General features: G+C 73.8%; 18 protein-coding genes. 13 read left to right on the forward strand and 5 right to left on the reverse strand.

What is annotated here, in order from left to right; all coding sequences use genetic code 11:
* The 5 genes from murJ to ACFW2G_RS18870 form a co-directional block, all read left to right on the forward strand.
* The coding region (murJ, locus tag ACFW2G_RS18850) for a murein biosynthesis integral membrane protein MurJ (RefSeq protein ID WP_384680989.1) at positions 1 to 1,717 on the forward strand (1,717 nt) is incomplete at its 5' end.
* Positions 1,707 to 2,483 (forward strand): polysaccharide deacetylase family protein, encoded by a 777-nt coding sequence (locus tag ACFW2G_RS18855; RefSeq protein ID WP_037925065.1) that lies wholly within the window; start codon positions 1,707 to 1,709, stop codon positions 2,481 to 2,483. The genes murJ and ACFW2G_RS18855, both read left to right, overlap by 11 nt.
* Positions 2,480 to 3,751 carry a glycosyltransferase gene (locus tag ACFW2G_RS18860; protein WP_384582760.1) on the forward strand — a complete coding sequence of 424 codons (1,272 nt, stop codon included), beginning with the start codon at positions 2,480 to 2,482 and terminating at the stop codon, positions 3,749 to 3,751. The genes ACFW2G_RS18855 and ACFW2G_RS18860 overlap by 4 nt, the downstream gene beginning before the upstream one ends.
* Before the next feature lie 82 nt (positions 3,752 to 3,833).
* Positions 3,834 to 4,646: a lipopolysaccharide biosynthesis protein gene (locus ACFW2G_RS18865; RefSeq protein ID WP_384582763.1), complete on the forward strand. Its 813-nt coding sequence runs from the start codon at positions 3,834 to 3,836 to the stop codon at positions 4,644 to 4,646.
* The gene (locus ACFW2G_RS18870; protein WP_037925067.1) at positions 4,643 to 5,785 is read left to right on the forward strand and encodes a GNAT family N-acetyltransferase; all 1,143 of its coding nucleotides are present in this window, start codon (positions 4,643 to 4,645) and stop codon (positions 5,783 to 5,785) included. The genes ACFW2G_RS18865 and ACFW2G_RS18870 overlap by 4 nt, the downstream gene beginning before the upstream one ends.
* Positions 5,786 to 5,790: 5 nt before the next feature.
* Here ACFW2G_RS18870 and ACFW2G_RS18875 read toward each other — a convergent pair whose 3' ends face one another.
* The gene (locus tag ACFW2G_RS18875; RefSeq protein WP_384582766.1) at positions 5,791 to 7,392 is read right to left on the reverse strand and encodes a glycosyl hydrolase; all 1,602 of its coding nucleotides are present in this window, start codon (positions 7,390 to 7,392) and stop codon (positions 5,791 to 5,793) included.
* 294 nt (positions 7,393 to 7,686) lie between these two features.
* On the opposite strand from ACFW2G_RS18875, the gene ACFW2G_RS18880 reads away from it, so the two are divergent.
* The 5 genes from ACFW2G_RS18880 to ACFW2G_RS18900 all read left to right on the forward strand — a co-directional run bounded on the left by ACFW2G_RS18880 (position 7,687) and on the right by ACFW2G_RS18900 (position 13,022).
* On the forward strand, positions 7,687 to 8,940 hold the full coding sequence (locus ACFW2G_RS18880; protein ID WP_384582769.1) for an ATP-grasp domain-containing protein: 1,254 nt from the start codon (positions 7,687 to 7,689) through the stop codon (positions 8,938 to 8,940).
* Between the two features lie 58 nt (positions 8,941 to 8,998).
* Positions 8,999 to 10,309, forward strand: a complete 1,311-nt coding sequence (locus tag ACFW2G_RS18885) for an NAD(P)-binding domain-containing protein (protein WP_384582772.1) — start codon at positions 8,999 to 9,001, stop codon at positions 10,307 to 10,309.
* Between the two features lie 26 nt (positions 10,310 to 10,335).
* Complete coding sequence (locus ACFW2G_RS18890) at positions 10,336 to 10,677, forward strand: hypothetical protein (protein WP_384582775.1); 342 nt, start codon at positions 10,336 to 10,338, stop codon at positions 10,675 to 10,677.
* A 12-nt stretch (positions 10,678 to 10,689) separates the two neighbouring features.
* On the forward strand, positions 10,690 to 12,777 hold the full coding sequence (locus tag ACFW2G_RS18895) for a SpoIIE family protein phosphatase (RefSeq protein WP_384582779.1): 2,088 nt from the start codon (positions 10,690 to 10,692) through the stop codon (positions 12,775 to 12,777).
* 71 nt (positions 12,778 to 12,848) lie between these two features.
* On the forward strand, positions 12,849 to 13,022 hold the full coding sequence (locus ACFW2G_RS18900; protein WP_172671370.1) for a hypothetical protein: 174 nt from the start codon (positions 12,849 to 12,851) through the stop codon (positions 13,020 to 13,022).
* A 39-nt stretch (positions 13,023 to 13,061) separates the two neighbouring features.
* Here the strand turns inward: ACFW2G_RS18900 and ACFW2G_RS18905 are convergent, their stop codons facing one another.
* On the reverse strand, positions 13,062 to 13,499 hold the full coding sequence (locus ACFW2G_RS18905; RefSeq protein ID WP_384450035.1) for a DUF6299 family protein: 438 nt from the start codon (positions 13,497 to 13,499) through the stop codon (positions 13,062 to 13,064).
* Between the two features lie 155 nt (positions 13,500 to 13,654).
* Here ACFW2G_RS18905 and ACFW2G_RS18910 point away from each other — a divergent pair, with 155 nt between their 5' ends.
* Both ACFW2G_RS18910 and ACFW2G_RS18915 read left to right on the forward strand, forming a co-directional pair.
* Positions 13,655 to 14,239 carry a DUF4352 domain-containing protein gene (locus ACFW2G_RS18910; RefSeq protein ID WP_384450039.1) on the forward strand — a complete coding sequence of 195 codons (585 nt, stop codon included), beginning with the start codon at positions 13,655 to 13,657 and terminating at the stop codon, positions 14,237 to 14,239.
* Positions 14,240 to 14,296: 57 nt separating this feature from the next.
* Positions 14,297 to 14,791: a DUF5949 family protein gene (locus ACFW2G_RS18915; RefSeq protein ID WP_037925080.1), complete on the forward strand. Its 495-nt coding sequence runs from the start codon at positions 14,297 to 14,299 to the stop codon at positions 14,789 to 14,791.
* Positions 14,792 to 14,914: 123 nt separating this feature from the next.
* On the opposite strand, the gene ACFW2G_RS18920 is transcribed toward ACFW2G_RS18915, so the two are convergent.
* The 3 genes from ACFW2G_RS18920 to ACFW2G_RS18930 all read right to left on the reverse strand — a co-directional run bounded on the left by ACFW2G_RS18920 (position 14,915) and on the right by ACFW2G_RS18930 (position 18,211).
* A complete protein-coding gene (locus ACFW2G_RS18920) occupies positions 14,915 to 16,162 on the reverse strand; it encodes a cytochrome P450 (protein WP_384450044.1) in 1,248 nt (415 codons plus the stop codon).
* Positions 16,163 to 16,258: 96 nt separating this feature from the next.
* Complete coding sequence (locus ACFW2G_RS18925) at positions 16,259 to 17,416, reverse strand: low temperature requirement protein A (protein WP_384450047.1); 1,158 nt, start codon at positions 17,414 to 17,416, stop codon at positions 16,259 to 16,261.
* 126 nt (positions 17,417 to 17,542) lie between these two features.
* Positions 17,543 to 18,211 carry a DUF4097 family beta strand repeat-containing protein gene (locus tag ACFW2G_RS18930; RefSeq protein WP_384582782.1) on the reverse strand — a complete coding sequence of 223 codons (669 nt, stop codon included), beginning with the start codon at positions 18,209 to 18,211 and terminating at the stop codon, positions 17,543 to 17,545.
* A gap of 242 nt (positions 18,212 to 18,453) precedes the next feature.
* On the opposite strand from ACFW2G_RS18930, the gene ACFW2G_RS18935 reads away from it, so the two are divergent.
* Complete coding sequence (locus ACFW2G_RS18935) at positions 18,454 to 19,200, forward strand: helix-turn-helix domain-containing protein (RefSeq protein WP_384582785.1); 747 nt, start codon at positions 18,454 to 18,456, stop codon at positions 19,198 to 19,200.
* The last annotated feature ends 20 nt before the right edge of the window (positions 19,201 to 19,220 follow it).

Here is a 19,220-nt window from a genome sequence, read left to right on the forward strand (position 1 = left end):
CGGCGTCCGCCGCGACGCCGCCGAACCGCCCGCTCCCGCCACCTCCCGCGCGAGCCGGTTCCGGCGGGCCCGCAGCCGGGGCGGTCCGGCCGCGTCCGCCGCGGGCGGAGGGGCGCCGCTCGGACGGTTCCTGGCCAAGGCCGCCGCCGTGACCGCCGGGCTCACCGCCGCCGGGGCCCTGTTCGGGCTGGTGCGCGACCAGACCATCGCGCACCTCTTCGGCGCCGGTCACGCCAGCGACGCCTTCCTCATCGCCTGGACCCTCCCGGAAATGGCCTCGACGCTGCTGATCGAGGACGCCATGGCGCTGCTGATGGTCCCGGCCTTCAGCCACGCCCTGGCCCGGCGGGCGGCCGGCCGGGCCGGGCTGACCCGCAGGGAGGCCCGCGCCCAGGACCCCGTACGGATGCTGGTCGGGGCGACCCTGCCACGGCTCGTCGTGTTCCTGGCCGTCGTCGCCGCCCTCCTCGTCGTCGCCGCTCCGGCCGTCGTCGCCGTGCTCGCGCCCGGCCTGCCCGACCCCGCACTGGCCGTCGAGTGCACCCGTCTGACCGCGCTGACCGTGCTCTCCTTCGGCATCGCCGGCTACTTCAGCGCCGCGCTGCGCGCGCACCGCTCCTTCCTGCCGCCCGCCGCGATCTACGTCTCGTACAACATCGGCATCATCGGCACGATGGTGGCCCTCCACTCCCTGTGGGGTGTGCGGGCCGCCGCCGCGGGCGTCGCCGTCGGCGGGCTGCTGATGGCGCTCGTCCAACTCCCCGCCTTCATCCGCAACGTGGGCTTCGGACCGCCCCGGGTCAGACGGGCCGCCGCCCCGCGCAGCCAGCGCGACCGCGACCGCCCCACCCTCATCGCGTTCGGGGTCATCGCCCCCGTCGTCCTCTTCGCCGTCTTCCGCCAGTCGCAGGTGCTGGTCGAGCGGTTCCTGGCCGCTTCGCTCCCCTCCGGGGCGATCTCCCACCTCAACTACGCGCAGAAGGTCGCGCAGATGCCGATGGTGCTGTCGCTGATGATCTGCACCGTCACCTTTCCCGTCGTCGCCCAGGCGATGGCCGGCGGCGAGCGGGAGAAGGCCCGCCGGCGCGTGGAGCGCGACCTGGCGCTGGCCTCGCTCGCCGTCCTGATGGGCTCCGCGCTCGTCATCGGCTACGCCCCCCAGATCATCCAGGTCCTCTTCGAACGGGGCGCCTTTTCCCATGAGGACACCCTCGCCACCGCCTCCGTCATGCGGGTCTACGGACTCGGACTGCTCGGCCACTGCCTCGTCGGGGCGCTGTCCCGGCCCTTCTTCTCGACCGCCCGGCCCACCTGGTTCCCGGCGCTCGCGATGAGTGCCGGACTACTCGTCAACATCGTGGCCGGAGCCTTCGCCGTCCGCTGGTGGGGCACGTACGGGATCGCCGCCGCCAACGCCGCGGGCATCTCCACCGCCGCCGCCCTGCTGCTCACCGGTCTGGGCCCGCGGATCATCGACATCCACGTCCGCCGGGTCGCCGCCGGCATCGGGCGGCTCGCGGTGGCTGCCGCCGCCGCATGCGCCACCGGCTGGATCGCCGGGCCGATGATCCCCGATCCGCTGCTCAGCGCCGGCCTCGGCTGCCTGCTGGTACCGGCCATGTTCGGCGCCACCGGCACAGCCATACGCGCCCTCGAAGTCACCGCCCTGCCCGATCAGATCTCCCAGTTCACGCAGAGGTTCCGCAATGCCCGCTGACACCGACACGGCCCCCGCCGCCGTGGGGGTACCCGCCCGCCGGACCGCATCGCCCTGGGTCCTGATGTACCACTCGGTCGCCGAGTTCACCGACCCCGCCGAGGACCCGTACGGGATCACCGTCACCCCGCGCGCCCTGGAGGCCCAGCTGCTGTGGCTGCGCTCCCGGGGCCTGCGCGGGGTGTCGGTCGGCGAGCTGCTGCGGGCCCGGGCGGCCGGACACGGAGCCGGGCTCGTCGGCCTGACCTTCGACGACGGCTACACCGACTTCCTGACCCGTGCGCTGCCGCTGCTCCAGCGCCATGACTGCACCGCGACCCTCTTCGTGCTGCCCGGCCGGCTCGGCGTGGACAACGTGTGGGACCCGCTGGGGCCGCGCAAGTCCCTGCTCACGGCCGAGGGAATCCGCCAGGTCGCCGCTGCCGGACAGGAGATCGGCTCGCACGGCCTGCTCCACCAGGACCTCACCGCGGCCGCCGACGACGTGCTCCAGCAGGAACTGCGCGGCAGCCGTGACCTGTTGCGGGAGCTGACCGGAACCGTGCCCGAGGGCTTCTGCTACCCCTACGGCCACCTCGACGCCCGCGTCGTCGACGCGACGCGGGCGGCCGGCTACGGATACGCCTGCGCCATCGACCCCGGCCGGCTCGCCGGCCCGCACGCCCTGCCGCGCACGCACGTCAGCCAGGCCGACGGCGCCACCCGGCTGCGGGTCAAGCAGGTGCGCCACCGGGTCGCGGTGCTGCGCCGGGCGGTGCACCGGTGAAGCCGATCGAGGAGGTCAAGGCCCTGCACGTCATCACCGGCCTCGGTGTCGGCGGCGCGGAGCAGCAACTGCGGCTGATGCTGCGTCACATGCCGATGCGGTGCGACGTGCTGACGCTGACCAATCCCGGACCGGTGGCCGAGGGGCTGCGGGCCGACGGCGTACGGGTCGTGCACCTCGGGATGCGCGGCAACCGGGACCTGGGGGCGCTGCCGCGACTCGTGCGGTTCATCCGGCGCGGCCAGTACGACCTCGTGCACACGCACCTGTACCGGGCCTGCGTGTACGGGCGCCTCGCGGCCCGGCTCGCGGGCACCGGCGCGACCGTCGCCACCGAGCACTCCCTCGGCGAGGGCGAGATCGAGGGCCGGCCGCTCTCGGGCGGGGTGCGCGCGCTGTACCTGGCCAGCGAACGCCTGGGCGCGGCGACCGTGGCGGTGTCGGACACCGTGGCCGCCCGGCTGGAGGGATGGGGGGTGCCGGCCGCGCGGGTCCACGTCGTACCCAATGGGATCGAGGCCGTCCGCTTCCATTTCGACGAGGCTGTCCGCCGGGCGACCCGGGCCCGCACCGGGCTGCCCGAGCGGGCCTTCGTGGTCGGCGGGGTCGGCCGGCTGGTCCCGGGCAAGCGGTTCGACGTGTTGGTGCGGGCCATCGCCGCGCTGCCGGGCGCACACCTGCTGCTGGTCGGGGACGGCCCGCAGCGGGCGGGGCTGCGCCGGTTGGCCGCCGAGCTCGGCGCACAGAGCCGTATCCACCTGCTGGGGGAGCGGGACCCCCTGGGCGACAGCGCGGACGGCCGCACCCCCGGCATCCCGGCCCTGCTGGCCGCCATGGACGTCTTCGTCTCGCCGTCGCGGGAGGAGGCCTTCGGGCTCGCCGTCGTCGAGGCCCTGGCCGCCGGACTTCCCGTCCTGCACGTGACCTGCCCGGCCATCGACGACCTGCCCGCGTCCGAGGCCCCCGGAGCGCGCCGGATCGGGACCGGCACCGAGGAGTTGGTCGCGGCGCTGCGCGGCCACATGGAGGCGGGTGCGCGCCGACTGCCCCCGCCCCCGGTGGTGCGCCGCTACGACATCGCCCGCAGCGCACGTCGGCTGCTGGACGTGTACGACCTCGCCCTCTCGACCGCGCCGGGCCCGAGGGGGCCGGACCCTGCCCCGGACCGGGGCCCGGGCTCCGCCCCGGAGCCCGCCCCGGGACCGGCGGCGGGACTGACGGTGCCCGGCCCCGGCACCCCGCGGCGCACCCCGGGCCCCCGTGGCTGATCCCCACCCCCGAAGGGGTCCCGGAAGGGGTCCCGGCCGGGACCCGCAGGAACCCACCTCCCTCCAGGAAGCGAGCACGCACATGGCCGACACCGCCGAGACGAAGATCGAGAAGGCAGAGAGGACAGCGAAGACAGCGAAGACCGAGAAGAGCGGGACGTCCGAGAAGAAGCCGGAGCGCAAGGCCGACCACCGTTCCGGAAAGAGGCCCAGGAGGCGCCTCACCCGGCCCCCGGTGTGGTGGCCGCTGCCCGCCTGCGCCGTGCTGGGGCTCGCCGCCGGCGGGGCGTACGGGCTGATCAAGGCTCCCGAGTATGCCGCGACCAGCTATGTCGTCGCCGTTCCCGACGACACCACCCAGCCCGCCACCGCCCTCGGCTTCGCGCAGGCGTACGCCCGTATCGCCACCAGCAGCTCCACCCTCGCCTACGCGCAGCCCCGGGCGGGCATCACCGCGCGCGAGCTGCGCACCCAGGTGCGGGCCGAAACCTCCCCCGAGTCCCCCATGATTGCCATCACCGGCACGTCCAAGAGCCCCGGCGAGGCAGCCGACATCGCGAACGCCGTCGCCGACGCCCTGTCGCTGAGCAGCAACCAGGCCGCGAAGAACACCGGCGTGCAGCTCCTGCTCTTCAACCAGGCCGTGGCCCCCACCGACCCCGCCTCCCCGTCCGCCGCCGTCAGCGGTGCCGTCGGGCTCTGCGCCGGCGGGCTGCTGGGCGGGCTGTGGCTGCTCGCCCGGCCCGGCCGCGCCCGGCGCCCGGAGGAGGGCCTGGCCGGGCCCGCGGCCGGCCCGGCGGCGGAGCGCGTGACCGGGGCCCCGGCCGAGGAGTACGCCACCCTTCCCGCCCAGGGTGAGCCGGCCTCGGTCAAGGAGAAGGAGTCCGTGCGATGAAGCCGGGCTCCGCCGGGGCCCTGTCGGTGACGCTGTGCCGAGACCCCCGGCAGTTCGCCGCGCTGGAGGAGCCGTGGAACCGGCTCGTCCGCGCCTGTCCCACCGCCACCCCCTTCCAGAGCCACGCCTGGCTGCACTCCTGGTGGCTGTCGTACGGCAAGGAGGGCCGGCTCCGAATCGTCCTCGTCCGGCGCGGCGGGGAACTGGTCGGCGCGGCCGCCCTGATGCTCGTACACCGGCCGATCCCGCTGCTGGTCCCCCTCGGCGGTCCGATCACCGACTACTTCGACGTGCTCGTGGCCGACGAGCACGCCGACCAGGTCGTCCCGGCGCTGGCCCAGGGGCTGCACCGGGCCGCGCGCGGTGCCGTGGTCGACCTGCGGGAAGTGCGCCCCGGGGCCGCCGCCGAGGAGCTGTACCGGCAGTGGCCCGGGATCGGCAGCAGGCTCGCCGACTCCACGTGCATGGAGCTGCCGACGCTGCCGTTCGATGAACTGGTCAAGCGCATGCCGGCATCCGGCGCCCAGCGGGTGCGGGCGAAGCTGCGCAAGACCGACGCGGCGGGCATCGAGGAGCACGAGGCCACCGAGCAGGAGGTGCCGCGCGCGGTACGGAACCTGCTGCGGCTGCACGAGAAGCAGTGGCGCGGCCGCGGGGTGACGCCGGAGCACCTGCGCCCCCGTTTCGCCGAGCACCTCACCCGGGCCACCCGCCGGATGGTGCGGGCCGGCCAGGGCCGGCTCACGGAGTTCCGGCTGGACGGCAAGGTGGTGGCGGCCAACGTCACGCTGCTGTCCGCGGGGCTCAGCGGCGGCTACCTCTACGGCGCGGACCCGGACCTGCGGGCGCGCAAGGTGGACGTGGCGACGCTGCTGCTGCGCTACGAGGCCGGGCGGGCGCTGGCGGAGGGCCGGCCGGTGGTGAGCTTCCTGCGGGGCAACGAGCCCTACAAGAACCACTGGCGGCCGGCGACGGTCGTCAACCAGCGCTTCCTGATGGCCACGACCGCGCTCGCGCCCCTGCTGCGACTGCACGAGTCGCAGCTGACGGGGCGCGAGCGGGCGGTGGACGCGCTGCGCGAGGCGCTGCCGGCCGCCAGGGACTGGCGGGCGCGGCTCAACGAACTGCGGGTGCGATGAACCGGCTAGAAGGGCCAGAAGCCGGAGCCGTCCCCCAGGTCGATCTTGAAGCAGACCGACTGCTTGCCGACGAGCTTGGACAGCCATTCGCCGAGGTTGACCGGCACGCACCACTGCCGGCTGCCGAGGGGAGGCTGCTGCGGCTGGGGCGCGGGCTTGACCGGAGTGGGCTGGGGCTTCGGTACGACCGGGCCCGGCGTGACGGGCGCCGTGGCCACGGGAGAGGGCGTCACGGGCGAGGGCCTGGGCACTTCGGGGCTGGGGGTGACGGGCTCGGGGGCCTCCGGGCTCGGTGCGACGGGGGAGGGCACGAGCGGGCTCGGGGTCACCGGAAGCGGCACCTCGGGGCTCGGCACGGCCGGGCTCGGTTCCACCGGGGAGGGCTCGGTGGCCTCCGGGGTCGGGACCTGCGGGGTCGGGACGTCCGGGGTCGGGACGTCCGGGGTCGGGACCTGAGGCGTCGGGACCTGCGGGGTCGGGACCTGAGGCGTCGGGACCTGCGGGGTCGGGACCTGCGGGGTCGGGACCTGAGGTGTGGGAACGCCCGGCGTCGGCACCACGGGCGTGGGCACGACCGGTGTGGGCACGACCGGGGTCGGCACCACCGGAGTCGGCACCACCGGGCCGGGCGCCTCGGGCGTCAGCGCGTCCCGGAACACCTTCGTGGACGCGGGGTTCTGCTTGCACTGCCACACACCGTGCGGGCAGTAGTCGGTGATCGTGTGGTAGAGCGGTTTGTGCTGCGCGATCCACTGGAGCATGCGTCGCACGTACTCCGGGTTGTCACCGCGCCGGAACAGGCCCCACTCGGGGTACGAGATCGCCTTGCCGTGGGCCCGTGCGAAGTCGACGTGCTGCTGGAGCCCGTACGGCTGGGAGATCTGGTCGTCGAAGGTCTGGCCGGGCCCCTGGTCGTAGGAGTCCATCCCGATGATGTCGACGTAGCCGTCGCCCGGATAGCACTTGGTCCAGCCGATCGCGTCCGTACCGCGGTTCGGGGCGAAGTCGAACTTGAACTCCTGGCCGGGCACGGAGCGCATCACGGTGACGACGCGCCGCCAGTACAGCTTCCAGTTCGCCGGATCGGGACGGCACCGGTGGGTGTAGGTGACGCCGTTCATCTCCCAGCCGAGCACGATCACCGTGTCCGGGACACCGAGCGACACCAGCCGCTGGGCCAGCCTGCGGAAGTGCTCGTCGTGCTCGCCCCGCGCGCCCGCCCGGATCAGCTGGGCCACCTGCTGGTCGGGCACCCGCGCCTCGTTGCGCGCCTGCATGGGCACGTTGAGGACGAACATCCGGTCGTCGTCCGCCAGACGCCAGCGCGCCCAGTCCTCCAGGAAGGAGACCCGGCCCTCGATGCCGGCCCACTGGTCTCCGGGGAGATAGGTGTGGCCGACCCGGATCTCCCGGCCGCCCAGCCAGCGCGAGAGGTGCGGGATGCGGGCCACCCCACTGGGGCCGTAGTCGAGATAGGCGCCCATGGCGGTGCCGGAGTCCTTGATCCGGTCCTCGTCGGGCGCCGCGAGGGCGGCCCCGGTGGCGAGCAGTCCGGCCGTGACCGTGCCGATGCAGGTGCCCGCCAGTCGGCGGCGTGGTCTGGGCATGGCGTCTCCCGAGCTTTCCTGAATCGGTGTGCTTGTCCAAGACGTTAGGCATCAGATCTGACGAACGGCCTGTTCGGTGACTGCCGCCTAGGCCATTAGCAGCTGCACACCACTCCCGCTTGGTCCGACTAGGTGAAAGACACCGTTGCCATGCACGCGCATCTCAACCATGTGCCCGCCGTTGTGCTCAGACTCGACCGCAATCCGTTCCACCACGGAACCCTCGGCGCCGTCAGATCCCTTGGCCGCAAGGGCGTGGAGGTCCATGCCGTCGTCGCGGCCGGAGGAGGTCCCATGGTGCGTTCGCGGTACCTGCGCGCCGTGCATCCCGGGCCTGCCGGCGGGCTGGACCCGGAGGCCCCCGAAGCCCTGCTGGAGTGCCTGACCAGGGTGTCGGAACTGATCGGCCGTCCGGCCGTGCTCATCGCGATGGACGACCTGAGCGCCATCGCCGTGTCCCGGGTCGCGCCGCTGCTCCGCGAGCGCTTCCGGATCCCCCATCAGCCCGACAACCTGCCCGCCAGGGTGGCCGACAAGGCCGAGCTGTCGCGGCTGTGCGCGCGCTGGGACGTCCCGCACCCGGAGACCGTGGTCCCGGCGAGCGGGGCCGAGGCGGCGGACGCGGCCTGGCGGCTGGGCCTGCCGGTGGTCGCCAAGTGGAGCCGGCCGTGGCTGCTGCCCACCGGGGCGGACGGGCTGCGCAGCACCACGCTCGTGCAGACCACCGCCGAAGCGCGCCGGTTGTACGAGCGCTCCGCGGAGGCGGGGAGCAGGCTGCTGCTCCAGCGGTTCCTGCCGGCCGGGCCCGACACCGACTGGTTCTTCCACGGCGCCTTCACCCACGGCGGGCGTCCGCTGCTCGCCGGTTCGGGTCGCAAGGAGCTGTCCTGGCCGGTGCGCACGGGGCTGACGGCGGTGGGGCGCTGGCTGCCCGACCCGGCGGTGGAGGAGGCGGCACTGCGGCTCGCCGAACGACTCGGCTACCAGGGCATCCTGGACCTGGACTTCCGCCGGGACGAGCGCGGGGTCTTCCGGCTGGTGGACTTCAACCCGCGCCCCGGCGCGCAGTTCAGGCTGTTCACGGACGCGACGGGAATGGACGTGGTCCAGGCGATGTACCTGGATCTGACGGGCCAGCAGGTCCCGCAGCCCTCGGGCGGCGCCGGCCGCGTCTTCGTCGCGGAGAACTACGCGCTGCTGGCGGCGGTCCGGGGCCGGTCCCTGCCGCGGCGCCGGCCGGCGACGGCCCCCGCGCCCCCGAGGACGGGAGCGGCTGCCGAGCGGGGGCAGGTCGAGCCCGCCTGGTTCGCGTCGGACGACGTCCGGCCGTTCCTGTCCATGCTCGCGGCGTTCCTGGGACGCGGCGCGGCCAAGGGGGCCCGGGTCCTGCGGGGTGTCCCGGCGCAGGGCCGCCGCACCGCGCGCGCGGTCGTCCGCGCGCCGCGGCAGCGCGGGCGGGAGCAGCCGGGCGCGGCCTCCGCCGGGTCGGTCTCCCGCCCCGCCCCGCCGGAGGCGTCGGCCGAGCCGGACGAACTGGTGACCCGTTGACCGGGCCCGGACCGGCGGTCGGGGCCGGGCGGGTGTCCAAGGTGTTGGAGGAGCGACCGTGACTCGGACCGACGATCTCGTGGTGATCGGAGCCGGCCCGTACGGGCTGTCGATCGCCGCCCACGCGGCCGCCGCGGGGCTCGGCGTACGGCTGTTGGGGCGGCCCATGGCCGCGTGGCGCGACCACATGCCCGAGGGCATGTACCTGAAGTCGGAGCCCTGGTCCTCCAACCTGTCCGCGCCGGACGGGCGGCACACCCTGGCCGAGTACTGCGCCTCCCGGGGAACGGTCGCGGAACACGGCACTCCGCTGCCCATCGGCACGTTCAGCGCGTATGGGATGTGGTTCGCCCGGCACGCAGGGCCGCCGGTGGAGGAGGTGACCGTCACGGAGGTGACCCCGGAGGGGGAGGGTTTTCGCGTCCGCACCGCCGAGGGACCGCCCCTGCTCGCCCGCACGGTCGCCGTCGCGGTCGGGGTGATGCCCTTCACCCAGTACCCCGAGGCGCTGGCGGACCTCCCGCCCGCCCACTACTCGCACAGCAGCGGCCACCGGGACCTGTCCGGCTTCGCCGGCCATGACGTCGCCGTGCTCGGAGCCGGGCAGGCGGCGCTGGAGACCGCCGCCCTGCTGGCCGAGCGGGGGGCCCGGCCGTGCCTGGTCGCCCGGCGCTCCCGGCTGAACTGGAACACCGTCCCGCAGCCCCTGGCCAGGCCTGCGCTGCGCGCTCTGCGCGAGCCGCACAGCGGTCTCGGCACGGGTTGGCGCAGCTGGGTGTGGTCGGAACTGCCGTGGGCGGTGCGCCGGCTGCCCGCGCACACCCGGGAGCGGATCGCGGCGACCGCGCTGGGCCCGGCCGGCGCCTGGTGGCTGCGGGACCGTTTCGAGCGGCGGGTGCCGGCGCTCCTCGGGCACCGGCTGCACCGGGCGGTGGCGGCGGGCGAGCGGACCCGGCTCGGGCTGACCACACCGGCGGGTGAATCCACGGTCCTGGACGTCTCCCACGTCATCGCGGCCACCGGCTTCGTCCCCGACCTGGCCCGGTTGGGGATGCTCGACGCCCCCCTGCGCGCCGCGCTGCGGACCGTGGGCGGCGGCAGGGCCCCGGAACTGGGCCCCGGCTTCGAGTCCTCATGGCCCGGACTGTTCTTCGCCGGGCTGTTGGCGGCTCCCTCATTCGGCCCTTCCATGCGATTCGTGCACGGAGCGGGCTTCACGGCGGGGAGACTGGTGGCAGGAGTCCGCAAACGCCTCGGTGCCCGGCGTCCGCGGCCGGGCCCGCCCGGTGTCGCCCGATGGGACCGGGTCGCTTCCCCCGGGCCGGGCCCGGGGGTGCCCCCGGGGCATCCGAAGACGTACCTGCGGTGAGAACCGCGGTCAGATAGGGGTCCGTGATGAGTGCGGAGCGAGCACAGGGCCGCGGCTGGGTACGCATTCCCGCCAGCCGCGGCGAACAGTCCGCCACGTCCGGGCCCGCCGGGCACGACCGTCCCGCGTACCCGGGCTCCTATCCGGGCCCGCATGCGGGCTCCTATCCGAGCCAGCATTCGGGCGGGTACGCGGGTCCGTACCCGGGCGGGTACGCGGGTCCGTACGCGACGGCCGCCGCCACCGACCCGGCCACGATCTACCTCTCCGTCGTCCGGCGCTGGCGGGAGGCCGGGCGCACTCTTCCGGGGCACCCCGACGAGGAGTGGGAGCGGCTGATCTCCCAGCCCTGCTGGCCCGGCCGTTAGGAGGCGCGGACGGTGGCAGCGGCGGAGCGCGACGCACCCGGGCCGGCCCGGCGGACCCCCGTGACCGATGCCGGGGAGCGGCTCGCGCTGAACGGCATGGGCAGCTTCGAGTGGGACCTGAACTCGGGGACGGTGGCGCTGGACGCGGCCGCCATGGCCGTGTTCGACGTGGAGCCGGGGGAGTACGACGGAACCCCGGAGAGCGCCGCGCAGCGCGTCCGGCCCGAGGACGCGGCCCGGCTCCGCGAGACCATCGCCGGGGTGCTGGCGGAGGGCGGGGAGACCTTCGGCGCGTACTTCACCGTGCACCGGCGGGACGGCAGGGACCAGTGGACGCACACCACGGGCCGCGTGGTGCGGGGCACCGAGGGACAGCCCCCGCACATCGCCGGGATCGTCCGGGACGCTGCCGCCGAGCTGGCCCACGCGACGCTGCTGCGCAAGCTGGAGGCGGCGCGCGCCCAGCAGACCACGATCGTGCAGCGGACCACCGAGGCCCTGTCGCGGGCGGTGACGGTCGACGACGTCACGGCAGCGCTGACCGGCGCGGGCGCGCTGGAGCGGCTCGGAGCCGACGGGCTGGCCCTAGGGCTGGTCGAGGGCGGCACCATGAAGATCATCGCGCTGAGCGGGGAGTCGCTGGAGATCCTCAGCGAGCGCAGGTTCACCCGGATGGACGGGTCGCTGCCGCTCTCGCACGCGGTGCTGACCCGGCAGGCACGTTTCGTCACCTCGCTCACCGAGCTCGGCGAAGAGTTCCCGCTGCTCGCGGACTACCTCGGCCGCATCCGGTTCGACGCCGCCGCCTACCTGCCGCTGATCGCCCAGGCCAAGGCCATCGGCGGGCTGGTCCTCTTCTACCGGCACCGCGAGGAGTTCAGTCCGGAGGAGCGCAACCTGTGCCTGGGCCTGGCGGGCATCGTCGCCCAGTCGCTCCAGCGGGCGCTGCTCTTCGACCAGGAGCGGGAGTTCGCGACGGGCCTGCAGGCGGCCATGCTGCCGCGCCGGATCCCGGAGATCTCCGGCGGGGAGATCGCGGTCCGCTACCACGCCGCGTGGAGCGGGCGGGAGGTCGGCGGCGACTGGTACGACGTGATCGCACTGCCCCGCAACCGGGTCGGCATCGTGGTGGGCGACGTCCAGGGCCATGACACGCACGCCGCGGCCATCATGGGCCAGCTGCGGATCGCGCTGCGGGCGTACGCCGGGGAGGGACACCCGCCGTCCACCGTGCTGGCGCGGGCTTCGCGCTTCCTCGCCGAACTGGACACCGAGCGCTTCGCCACCTGCCTGTACGCGCAGGTGGACCTGGAGACCGGCGGCGTACGCGCGGTCCGGGCGGGCCACCTCGGCCCGCTGATCCGCCACACGGACGGGCGAACGGGCTGGCCCAACGTCCGCGGCGGCCTGCCGCTGGGCCTGGCCTCAGCCTTCGAGCAGGAGGATTTCCCGGAGACCCAGCTCGACCTGGTCCCGGGCGAGACGCTCGTCCTGTGCACCGACGGCCTCGTGGAGGAGCCCGGCACGGCCATCACCGCCGGCATGGACGCTCTCGCCCACGCGGTGCGCAGCGGCCCGCAGGACGCCGGGGCGCTCGCCGACCACCTCTCGGACCGGCTGTGGGAGCGCTGGGGCTCCGGCGACGACGTGGCCCTGCTGGTGCTGCGCAGGGCCCCCGACCCCGGCACCCACCGGGCACCGCGCATCCACCAGTACATCCACCAGGCGGATCCCGAAGGCCTCCGTGAGGCCCGCTACGCCCTGCGCCAGGCCCTGCGCGACTGGGGTGTGCCGGAGCTCGCCGACGACGTGGAGGTGGCGGCGGGGGAGCTGCTGGTCAATGCCCTCCTGCACACCGATGGCGGGGCGGTGCTGACCATGGAGGTGCTGCCGGAGCCGGTGCGGCGGATCCGGCTGTGGGTCAAGGACCGCTCCAGCGTGTGGCCGCGCCGGCGAAGCCCGGGCGAGGCGGCCACCACGGGGCGCGGGCTGCTGCTGGTGGACGCCCTGGCCGCGCACTGGGGCGTGGAGTCCCGGGGCGACGGCAAGGCGGTGTGGTGCGAGTTCGACATCGGCGACAGCTCCCGGAGCGCCGGGTGACTGGCCGTACACGCCGAGTTGTGGGCGGCGGTGGCCGGGGCGATGATGCCGACCATGGAACGGAACGCGCTGTGCGCAGGCTGAGCCGGGGTGCCGTGACCGGCATCCTCGCCGCGCTCCTGCTGGCCGCGGGAGTGCCGACGGCCGTGGACTGGACGACGGGACGACCGCACGCGGACCCCGGGTGCCAGGCGGTGGCCTTCATGTCGATGACGGGCGTCGCGCCCGAGTGCCGGTCCCGGTAGCGGCGGCTACCGGGAAGGCGCCGGGGCTGCGCACGGGCCTCAGTGCCTGCGGACCTCGACGTCCTGCCGGTCCTGGGCGACGGTGCTGACCGACCTCGGCATCAGGCCCGAGAGCCGGACCTCCTGGAGCTCGGCGGTGACCACCGCGCGGCCCGGGCGCACGTCCACCCAGCGGCCGGGGGCCGTGGCCACCCACCGGCGCTCCTTGCCGTCGCAGACGGGCTGCTCCGCCCCGATGCTCAGCCGGCCGCCCTCGTGTTCGACGGTCGCCTTGATCTGCATCGCCCCCGAGGGTGAAGCCTGCTCGCAGTGGTAGGACCCGGAAAGGGTGACGGTGCCGTCGCCCGCGACGTACGCGTCGTGATGCACGGAAATACCTTGACTGAAAACGGTGGCGCCGGCCGGGGCACAGAACAGCGTGGTGGCGGCCAGTGCGGAGAAGGCCGCGAGGGCCATTCGGCGGGGGGAGATGCGCATTCTTCCTCCAGAGGGTGCGGACGGCGGTATTCCGCCGGAACGCATTGTGCTGGCAGGTGGCCGTACGCGTTCGCTCCCCGGACTCGTGTCGGTGTGTGCATTTGCCTGCCCGGGGGCGTGAAACTGGCCGCAATACGTCCCCGAAGGGATCTTGCATGCGCCAGCCCGCCCTCCCCGCCCTCGCCCTCCTCCCGCTGCTGCTGTTCGGTGCCTCCGCCTGCCAGGGCGCTCGCGAGGGAGTCGCCCTTGCCCCGGCCGCGGCCCCGGCCGTCCCGGTGGACGACGGGGCTCCCGGGGGCGAGGAGGGTCCCGTACGGCCGGTCGCGAAGGACGCCCATGTGGGTGACGCCCTGCGGGTGCACGGCACGCAGGTGGGCCGCCACCTGGAGGTCGTGCTCGGTGCGTACGTGGATCCGGCGATCAGTGCCGACAAGAACTTCGCCCCGCCCGCCGGCAAGCGCTGGGTGGCCGCCTCGATGTCGTTCGTCAACGTGGGCGGTGCCTCGTACGGGGCTCTCGGACGCATGTGGGCGCACGACGGCGCGGGGCAGCGCCACCCGGTGGTGCCCACCGGTGAGCTGACGACCGGCAAACCCATCGTCTTCGATTCCCTGGAGGTCGGTGAGCGGGCAGAGGGGTGGGTGGTGTTCGAAATCCCAGAAAACGCGCGCATTGTGCGGCTGGAATACCAGGACACGAACATCCGGGCGAATGTCGGAGAGGGATTCTGGGCTGTCTAGCCCGCCCGGGTGAAAGGCCGTGAAAGGCCCGGGCGCGCGACCACTAGGGTGCGGCGCATGACTTCTACTCAAGCCGAAATCGACCGGTCCCAGCTCGGCACCCTTTCGGTGCTCGCCTGGATCGGCGACCCCTCCGAGGCACACGACATCCCGTACCTCCTCGCCTACACCCTGGGCGACGGCCCGGGCGGCCGGGAGGCCGGGGAGGTGGCGGCTCGCGGGCTGCTGGAGGAGATCGGCCTGCCCATCGGTGACGTCGTCATGGACGGCACCCGCAACCCCGCCGGCTTCCCGGTGCAGATCCTGCTGGAGGGCAACCAGATCGCGCTCACCCTGCCCGGGATGAACGCACAGTGCACTGCCCCCGACGAGTGGGTCGCCGCGGCCGACGAGAGCGGGCAGGTGTACTTCCTCTTCGCCACGCGCGCCTGGCCCGAGGCGGTCCCGGGGCGGCCCGTCGACGCGACGACCCTCCAGGCCTTCGCGGGCGACGAGGAGGTCCTCACGGCCAGCGCCCACTGCGTGCTCTCCGTGCGGCGCCTGCAGAAGTAGCCGGCCGCCCCACCGCTCCGGCCGCCGGGCTCCCAGCCTGCCCGGTGGCCGGGCCCCTCCCGCGGGCTCCCGCCGGGTCTCGGCCCGGGCCCCTTTCCCCGGATCTCCGCCCGGAGTCCTCCGTCAGGGCCGCTCGAAGACGAATCCGAGCGAGCGGACCCGATTGTCGAAGCTGGAACCCGCCAGGTCCGGCAGGCCCACCGCGCGCAGCCCGACCGGCCGGGTCAGCAGCTCGCGGAAGAGCGCCTTCATCTCCACCCGGGCCAGGTGCGCACCCAGGCAGAAATGCGGTCCGCCGCCGCCGAAGCCCAGGTGCGGATTGGGCGAGCGGGTGATCACGAAGGCGTCCGGGTCGGGGAAGACCGACGCGTCGCGGTTGGCGGAGGCGTAGTACAGGACCACCTTCTCGCCCGGCCGGAAGACGCGGCCGCCCATGGTGTGCTCGGCGGTCACCGTCCGGCGGAACTGGATGATCGGCGTCGAGTGCCGGATGATCTCGTCCACCGCGCCGTCCGCGTACGTCTCGAAGTCCGACATCAGCAGGTCCCGTTGGCCGGGGTGGTCGGTCAGCAGGGTCAGCCCGTGGGTGATGGCGTTGCGGGTGGTCTCCACCCCGGCGACCATCAGGAGCGAGAAGAAGGCGCCGAGTTGGCGGGCCCCGAGGGCCTGTCCGTCGACGTTCGCGCAGACCAGCGCCGAGATCAGGTCGTCGGCCGGGTTCTTGCGCCGCTCCCTGCCGATGCCCGCCACCATCCGCTGCATCCGGGCGAGCGCGCGCAGCCCGCGGCCGGGCATCCGCAGCCGGGAGAGCAGGCCGCGTTCCACGCCGATGTTCTCGGAGGCATGGTTGACCCGGTCGGCGATCTCGGCGCGGAAGCGCTCAGGGATGCCCATCATGTTGCAGATGACCTCCAGCGGCAGCCGGGAGGCCACCGCCGAGACGAACTCGTCGGGCCGGTCGGCCAGTACGTCGTCCACGATGCGGGCGGCCACGGCGTGGATGTCGGCCTCGGCCGCAGCCAGCAGGCGGGGAGTGAAGGCCCGCTGGACGATCCGGCGGAGCCTGGCGTGGTCCGGGCCGTCCAGGTTGACCATGGAGTCGCCGAACAGGGCCCGCACCCAGCGGGCCGGTTCGGGAGTGGTCACTCCGGGGGCACTGGCGAAGACCTTGGGGAGCCGGCTGGCCTCCTGCACGTGGGCGTGTCGGACGAGGGCCCAGTGGCCGGCCCCCTCGGGCACGAACACGGGGCCTTCGGCGGCGCGCAGGCGGGCGAAGACGGCGAGCCGGTGTGCGGGCGGCTGCTGCCAGAAGCCCGGCTCGGCCAGTTCCCCGCCGGGTCCGGTGCCGTGGCGTTGCGCCGGGAGTGTCATGGCCGTGCCTCCAGTCGGTGCGGTGCGGTGTGTCCTGCTCGTCCTGCGCTGAGAACGGCGGCGGGGGCGCGGGAGTGACGGTCGGGCCGCCGCCCGCTACAGGACCTCGGCGCCGGACCGCTCGGCCAGGATCAGGCCGACGGTGACCGTGACCACCGCGACGAGTCCCGCGTAGAGGACGGCGTAGGCGCCCGTCCAGATGCAGGCGAGGGTGACCACGGCGGAGACCGGGAGCACCAGTTGCTGGGCGAGGCCGCGCTTGAAGTGGCGCGAGTGCAGCAGCCACACCATGAAGAGGAAGGCCGCGGCCGGGACCATGACGGATGCGTTGGCGGAGACCTGGGAGATGTGCGCCTTGCCGACCGCGTGCTCGACCACGACCTCGATGCCCGCGCCGATCGCCGCACCGGAGGCGAAGATCAGCAGGTGGCCGTAGCCCCACGGGATGGCCTCCCGGTTGGAGGTCAGGTGCTGGTGCATCGGCACGGCGAAGTAGATCCACCACGCGGCGAACACGATCAGCAGCCCGCCGGCGGCGATGGGGAGCAGCAGGTCGAGGGCTTCGTGCTCGTCGAGCGCGGACTTCACGGCCACCGTGCTCGCCGCGATCGTCTCGCCGAGCACGATGATGGTGAACAGCCCGTACCGCTCGACGATGTGGTGGGCGTGCCAGGGCGTCTGGTGCCCGCGCTCGGCGATCACCGGGACCATCAGCTCGGCCGCGACCAGCACCAGGAACAGCCAGCGCTTGGCGCCGTCGGGCGCGAAGAGGAGCCCCACCCAGCCGGCCTGGCAGATCACCAGCCCGGCCGCGTACGTCAGGGCGGCGGTGCGGGCGGCGCCGCTCTCCCCGGCGGCGGCCCGCAGCCACTGCGCCGTCAGCGCCACGCGCATGATGATGTAGCCGACGACGGCGATCGCCCAGTCGTTCTCGTCGAAGGCTTCGCCCACCCCTGCCGCGTAGACGAGGACGCCGGCGATCTGGACGAGCGTCGCGATCCGGTACGGCACGTCGTCGCAGTCGTAGGCGGAGGCGAACCAGGTGAAGTTCATCCAGGCCCACCACACGCCGAAGAACACGAAGAAGTAGCCGATCACCCCGGTACCGGGATGGCCCTCCGCGAGTGCGTGCACGAGCCGGGCTCCGGCCTGCGCGACAGCCACGACGAAGCAGAGGTCGAAGAACAGCTCCAGCGGGGTCGCGGCGCGGTGGCCCTCGTCTCGGCTGCGGGCGGTCATCGGGGTGTAGGCCATACGGTCAGGAGAGCAGGGTGGTGACGCGCCGCAGCTCAGGCGCGCTGCCCGGGGGGGCCGCTGTGCCCCGGGCGGCCGTCCGGGCCGGTCACGCCGGTCACACCGGGCTGCTCGGGCCGCTGCGGGTCAGAGGCTGCGGGCGGCGATGTCGCCGTAGGCGGTGGTGGCGTGGAGGGTGAGGTCTCGGCCGCTGCCGTCGTTGGTGAGGGCGTTGCGTATCCGGCCGTAGGAGGTGCCCGCGTCGAGGGTGGCACGGGTTCCGCGGGCGGCGCCGACGGAGATGTCGCCGGCCTGCGTCCGCAGGACGACCGTGCCGCGGACGGCCTCGGTGACGTGCACGCCGCCCTTCTGGGTGGTGATCTCCGCGGAGCCGCCGAGACGGCCGACCGTGATGTCCCCGGCCTGGAGGGCGAGTCGGGCGCCCGCGGTCTCGTCGAGCTTGATCGCGCCGTGGGCGCTGTCGATGGTGACGTCCCCGAGCCGGCCGACGCCCCGAATCTCGGCACTGGCGGTCCTGGCCTCGACGCGGGAGCCCGTGGGAAGCCTGACGGTCACCTCGACCGATCCGGAGCCGCCGAGGATCCGGTTCCTCGGCGCAGCGGCGGCGATCCGCAGGACGCCGTCTGCGTATGCGACGGTGGTCCGTTCGGCGGCCGTCACATCGCGGCCCCTGGAGGCGTCGGCCGGGAGGATCTCGACGGTGGTGTCGGCGCGGTCGGCGGCGATGAAGCGGAGGCGTCCGACGGGGATGTCGAGGACGGCGGCGATCGGGGCGGCGGTGGTGAACTTCTGCATGGTGCTTCTCCGTTCTCCGTCAGCGGCGCCCTGCGGCCCGCTGGTTTCGATAAGAGAAAAGCTACGTTGCGTTTGCAGTTTCGGCAATCACGCGATTGCATGCGGCCTCTATATGAGCAGCTCAGAGGCCCTATTTCGTTGCAACTGCTTCGAGGTGAAAGCTAAGGGGGTGGCGCTGCGTTGCAATGAGATGGAGGTGAACGCTAGGGTGGAGATTCCACGGGATGCAGAGGGAGGCCGCGATGCCGGGAGGCAGGCTTACGCAGCAGGAGCGCCGGCAGATCGCCCTGGGAGTGGCCGACGGCCTCGCCTATGCCGAGATCGCCAGGCGCTTGGACCGTCCGACCTCCACGGTCACCCGCGAGGTCATGCGCAACGGCGGCCCCTCCGGCTATCGGGCGGACCAGGCCCACCGTGCCACCGAGCGCCGCGCCCGCCGGCGCCGCACCGCCGTCCCCCCGAGCGCGGATCCGGTCGTCCTGCCGCACGGCCGCGATCCCGGAGCGGTGGCCGCGTACGAAGAGCAGTTCACCACGGTGATGATGCAGTCGGGCCTGTCGAACAAGATGACCGCGCGGGTGATGGTCTGTCTCCTCACCGCCGATTCCGGCAGCATGACCGCCGCCGAGCTCGTCCGGCGCCTCCAGGTCAGTCCGGCGTCCATCTCCAAGTCGATCGCCTTCCTGGAGGGGCAGGCTCTCGTCCGCCGGGAGCGTGACGAGGGCCGCCGGGAGCGCTACGTCATCGACGAGAACCTCTGGTACCAGTCGATGGTCACAAGCGTCCGCTCCCTCAACCAGCAGGTCGACATCGCCCGGCAGGGTGCCGGTGTCCTCGGCCCCGGTACCCCGGCCGCCGTCCGCCTGGAGAACGTCGCCCGCTTCCTCGACTTCGTCGCCGAAAGCCTCGCCCGCGCCGCGGAGCAGGCCCGAGACATCCTTCATGTGAAGGGGGAGGAGCCCTCGGGCGGCGCCGCCGGCGAGGTGTGACCGGGCGAGGTGTGGCCGGG

The sequence above is a fragment of the Streptomyces sp. NPDC058880 genome (assembly GCF_042742535.1).
In the GTDB taxonomy this organism is placed as follows: Bacteria; Actinomycetota; Actinomycetes; order Streptomycetales; family Streptomycetaceae; genus Streptomyces.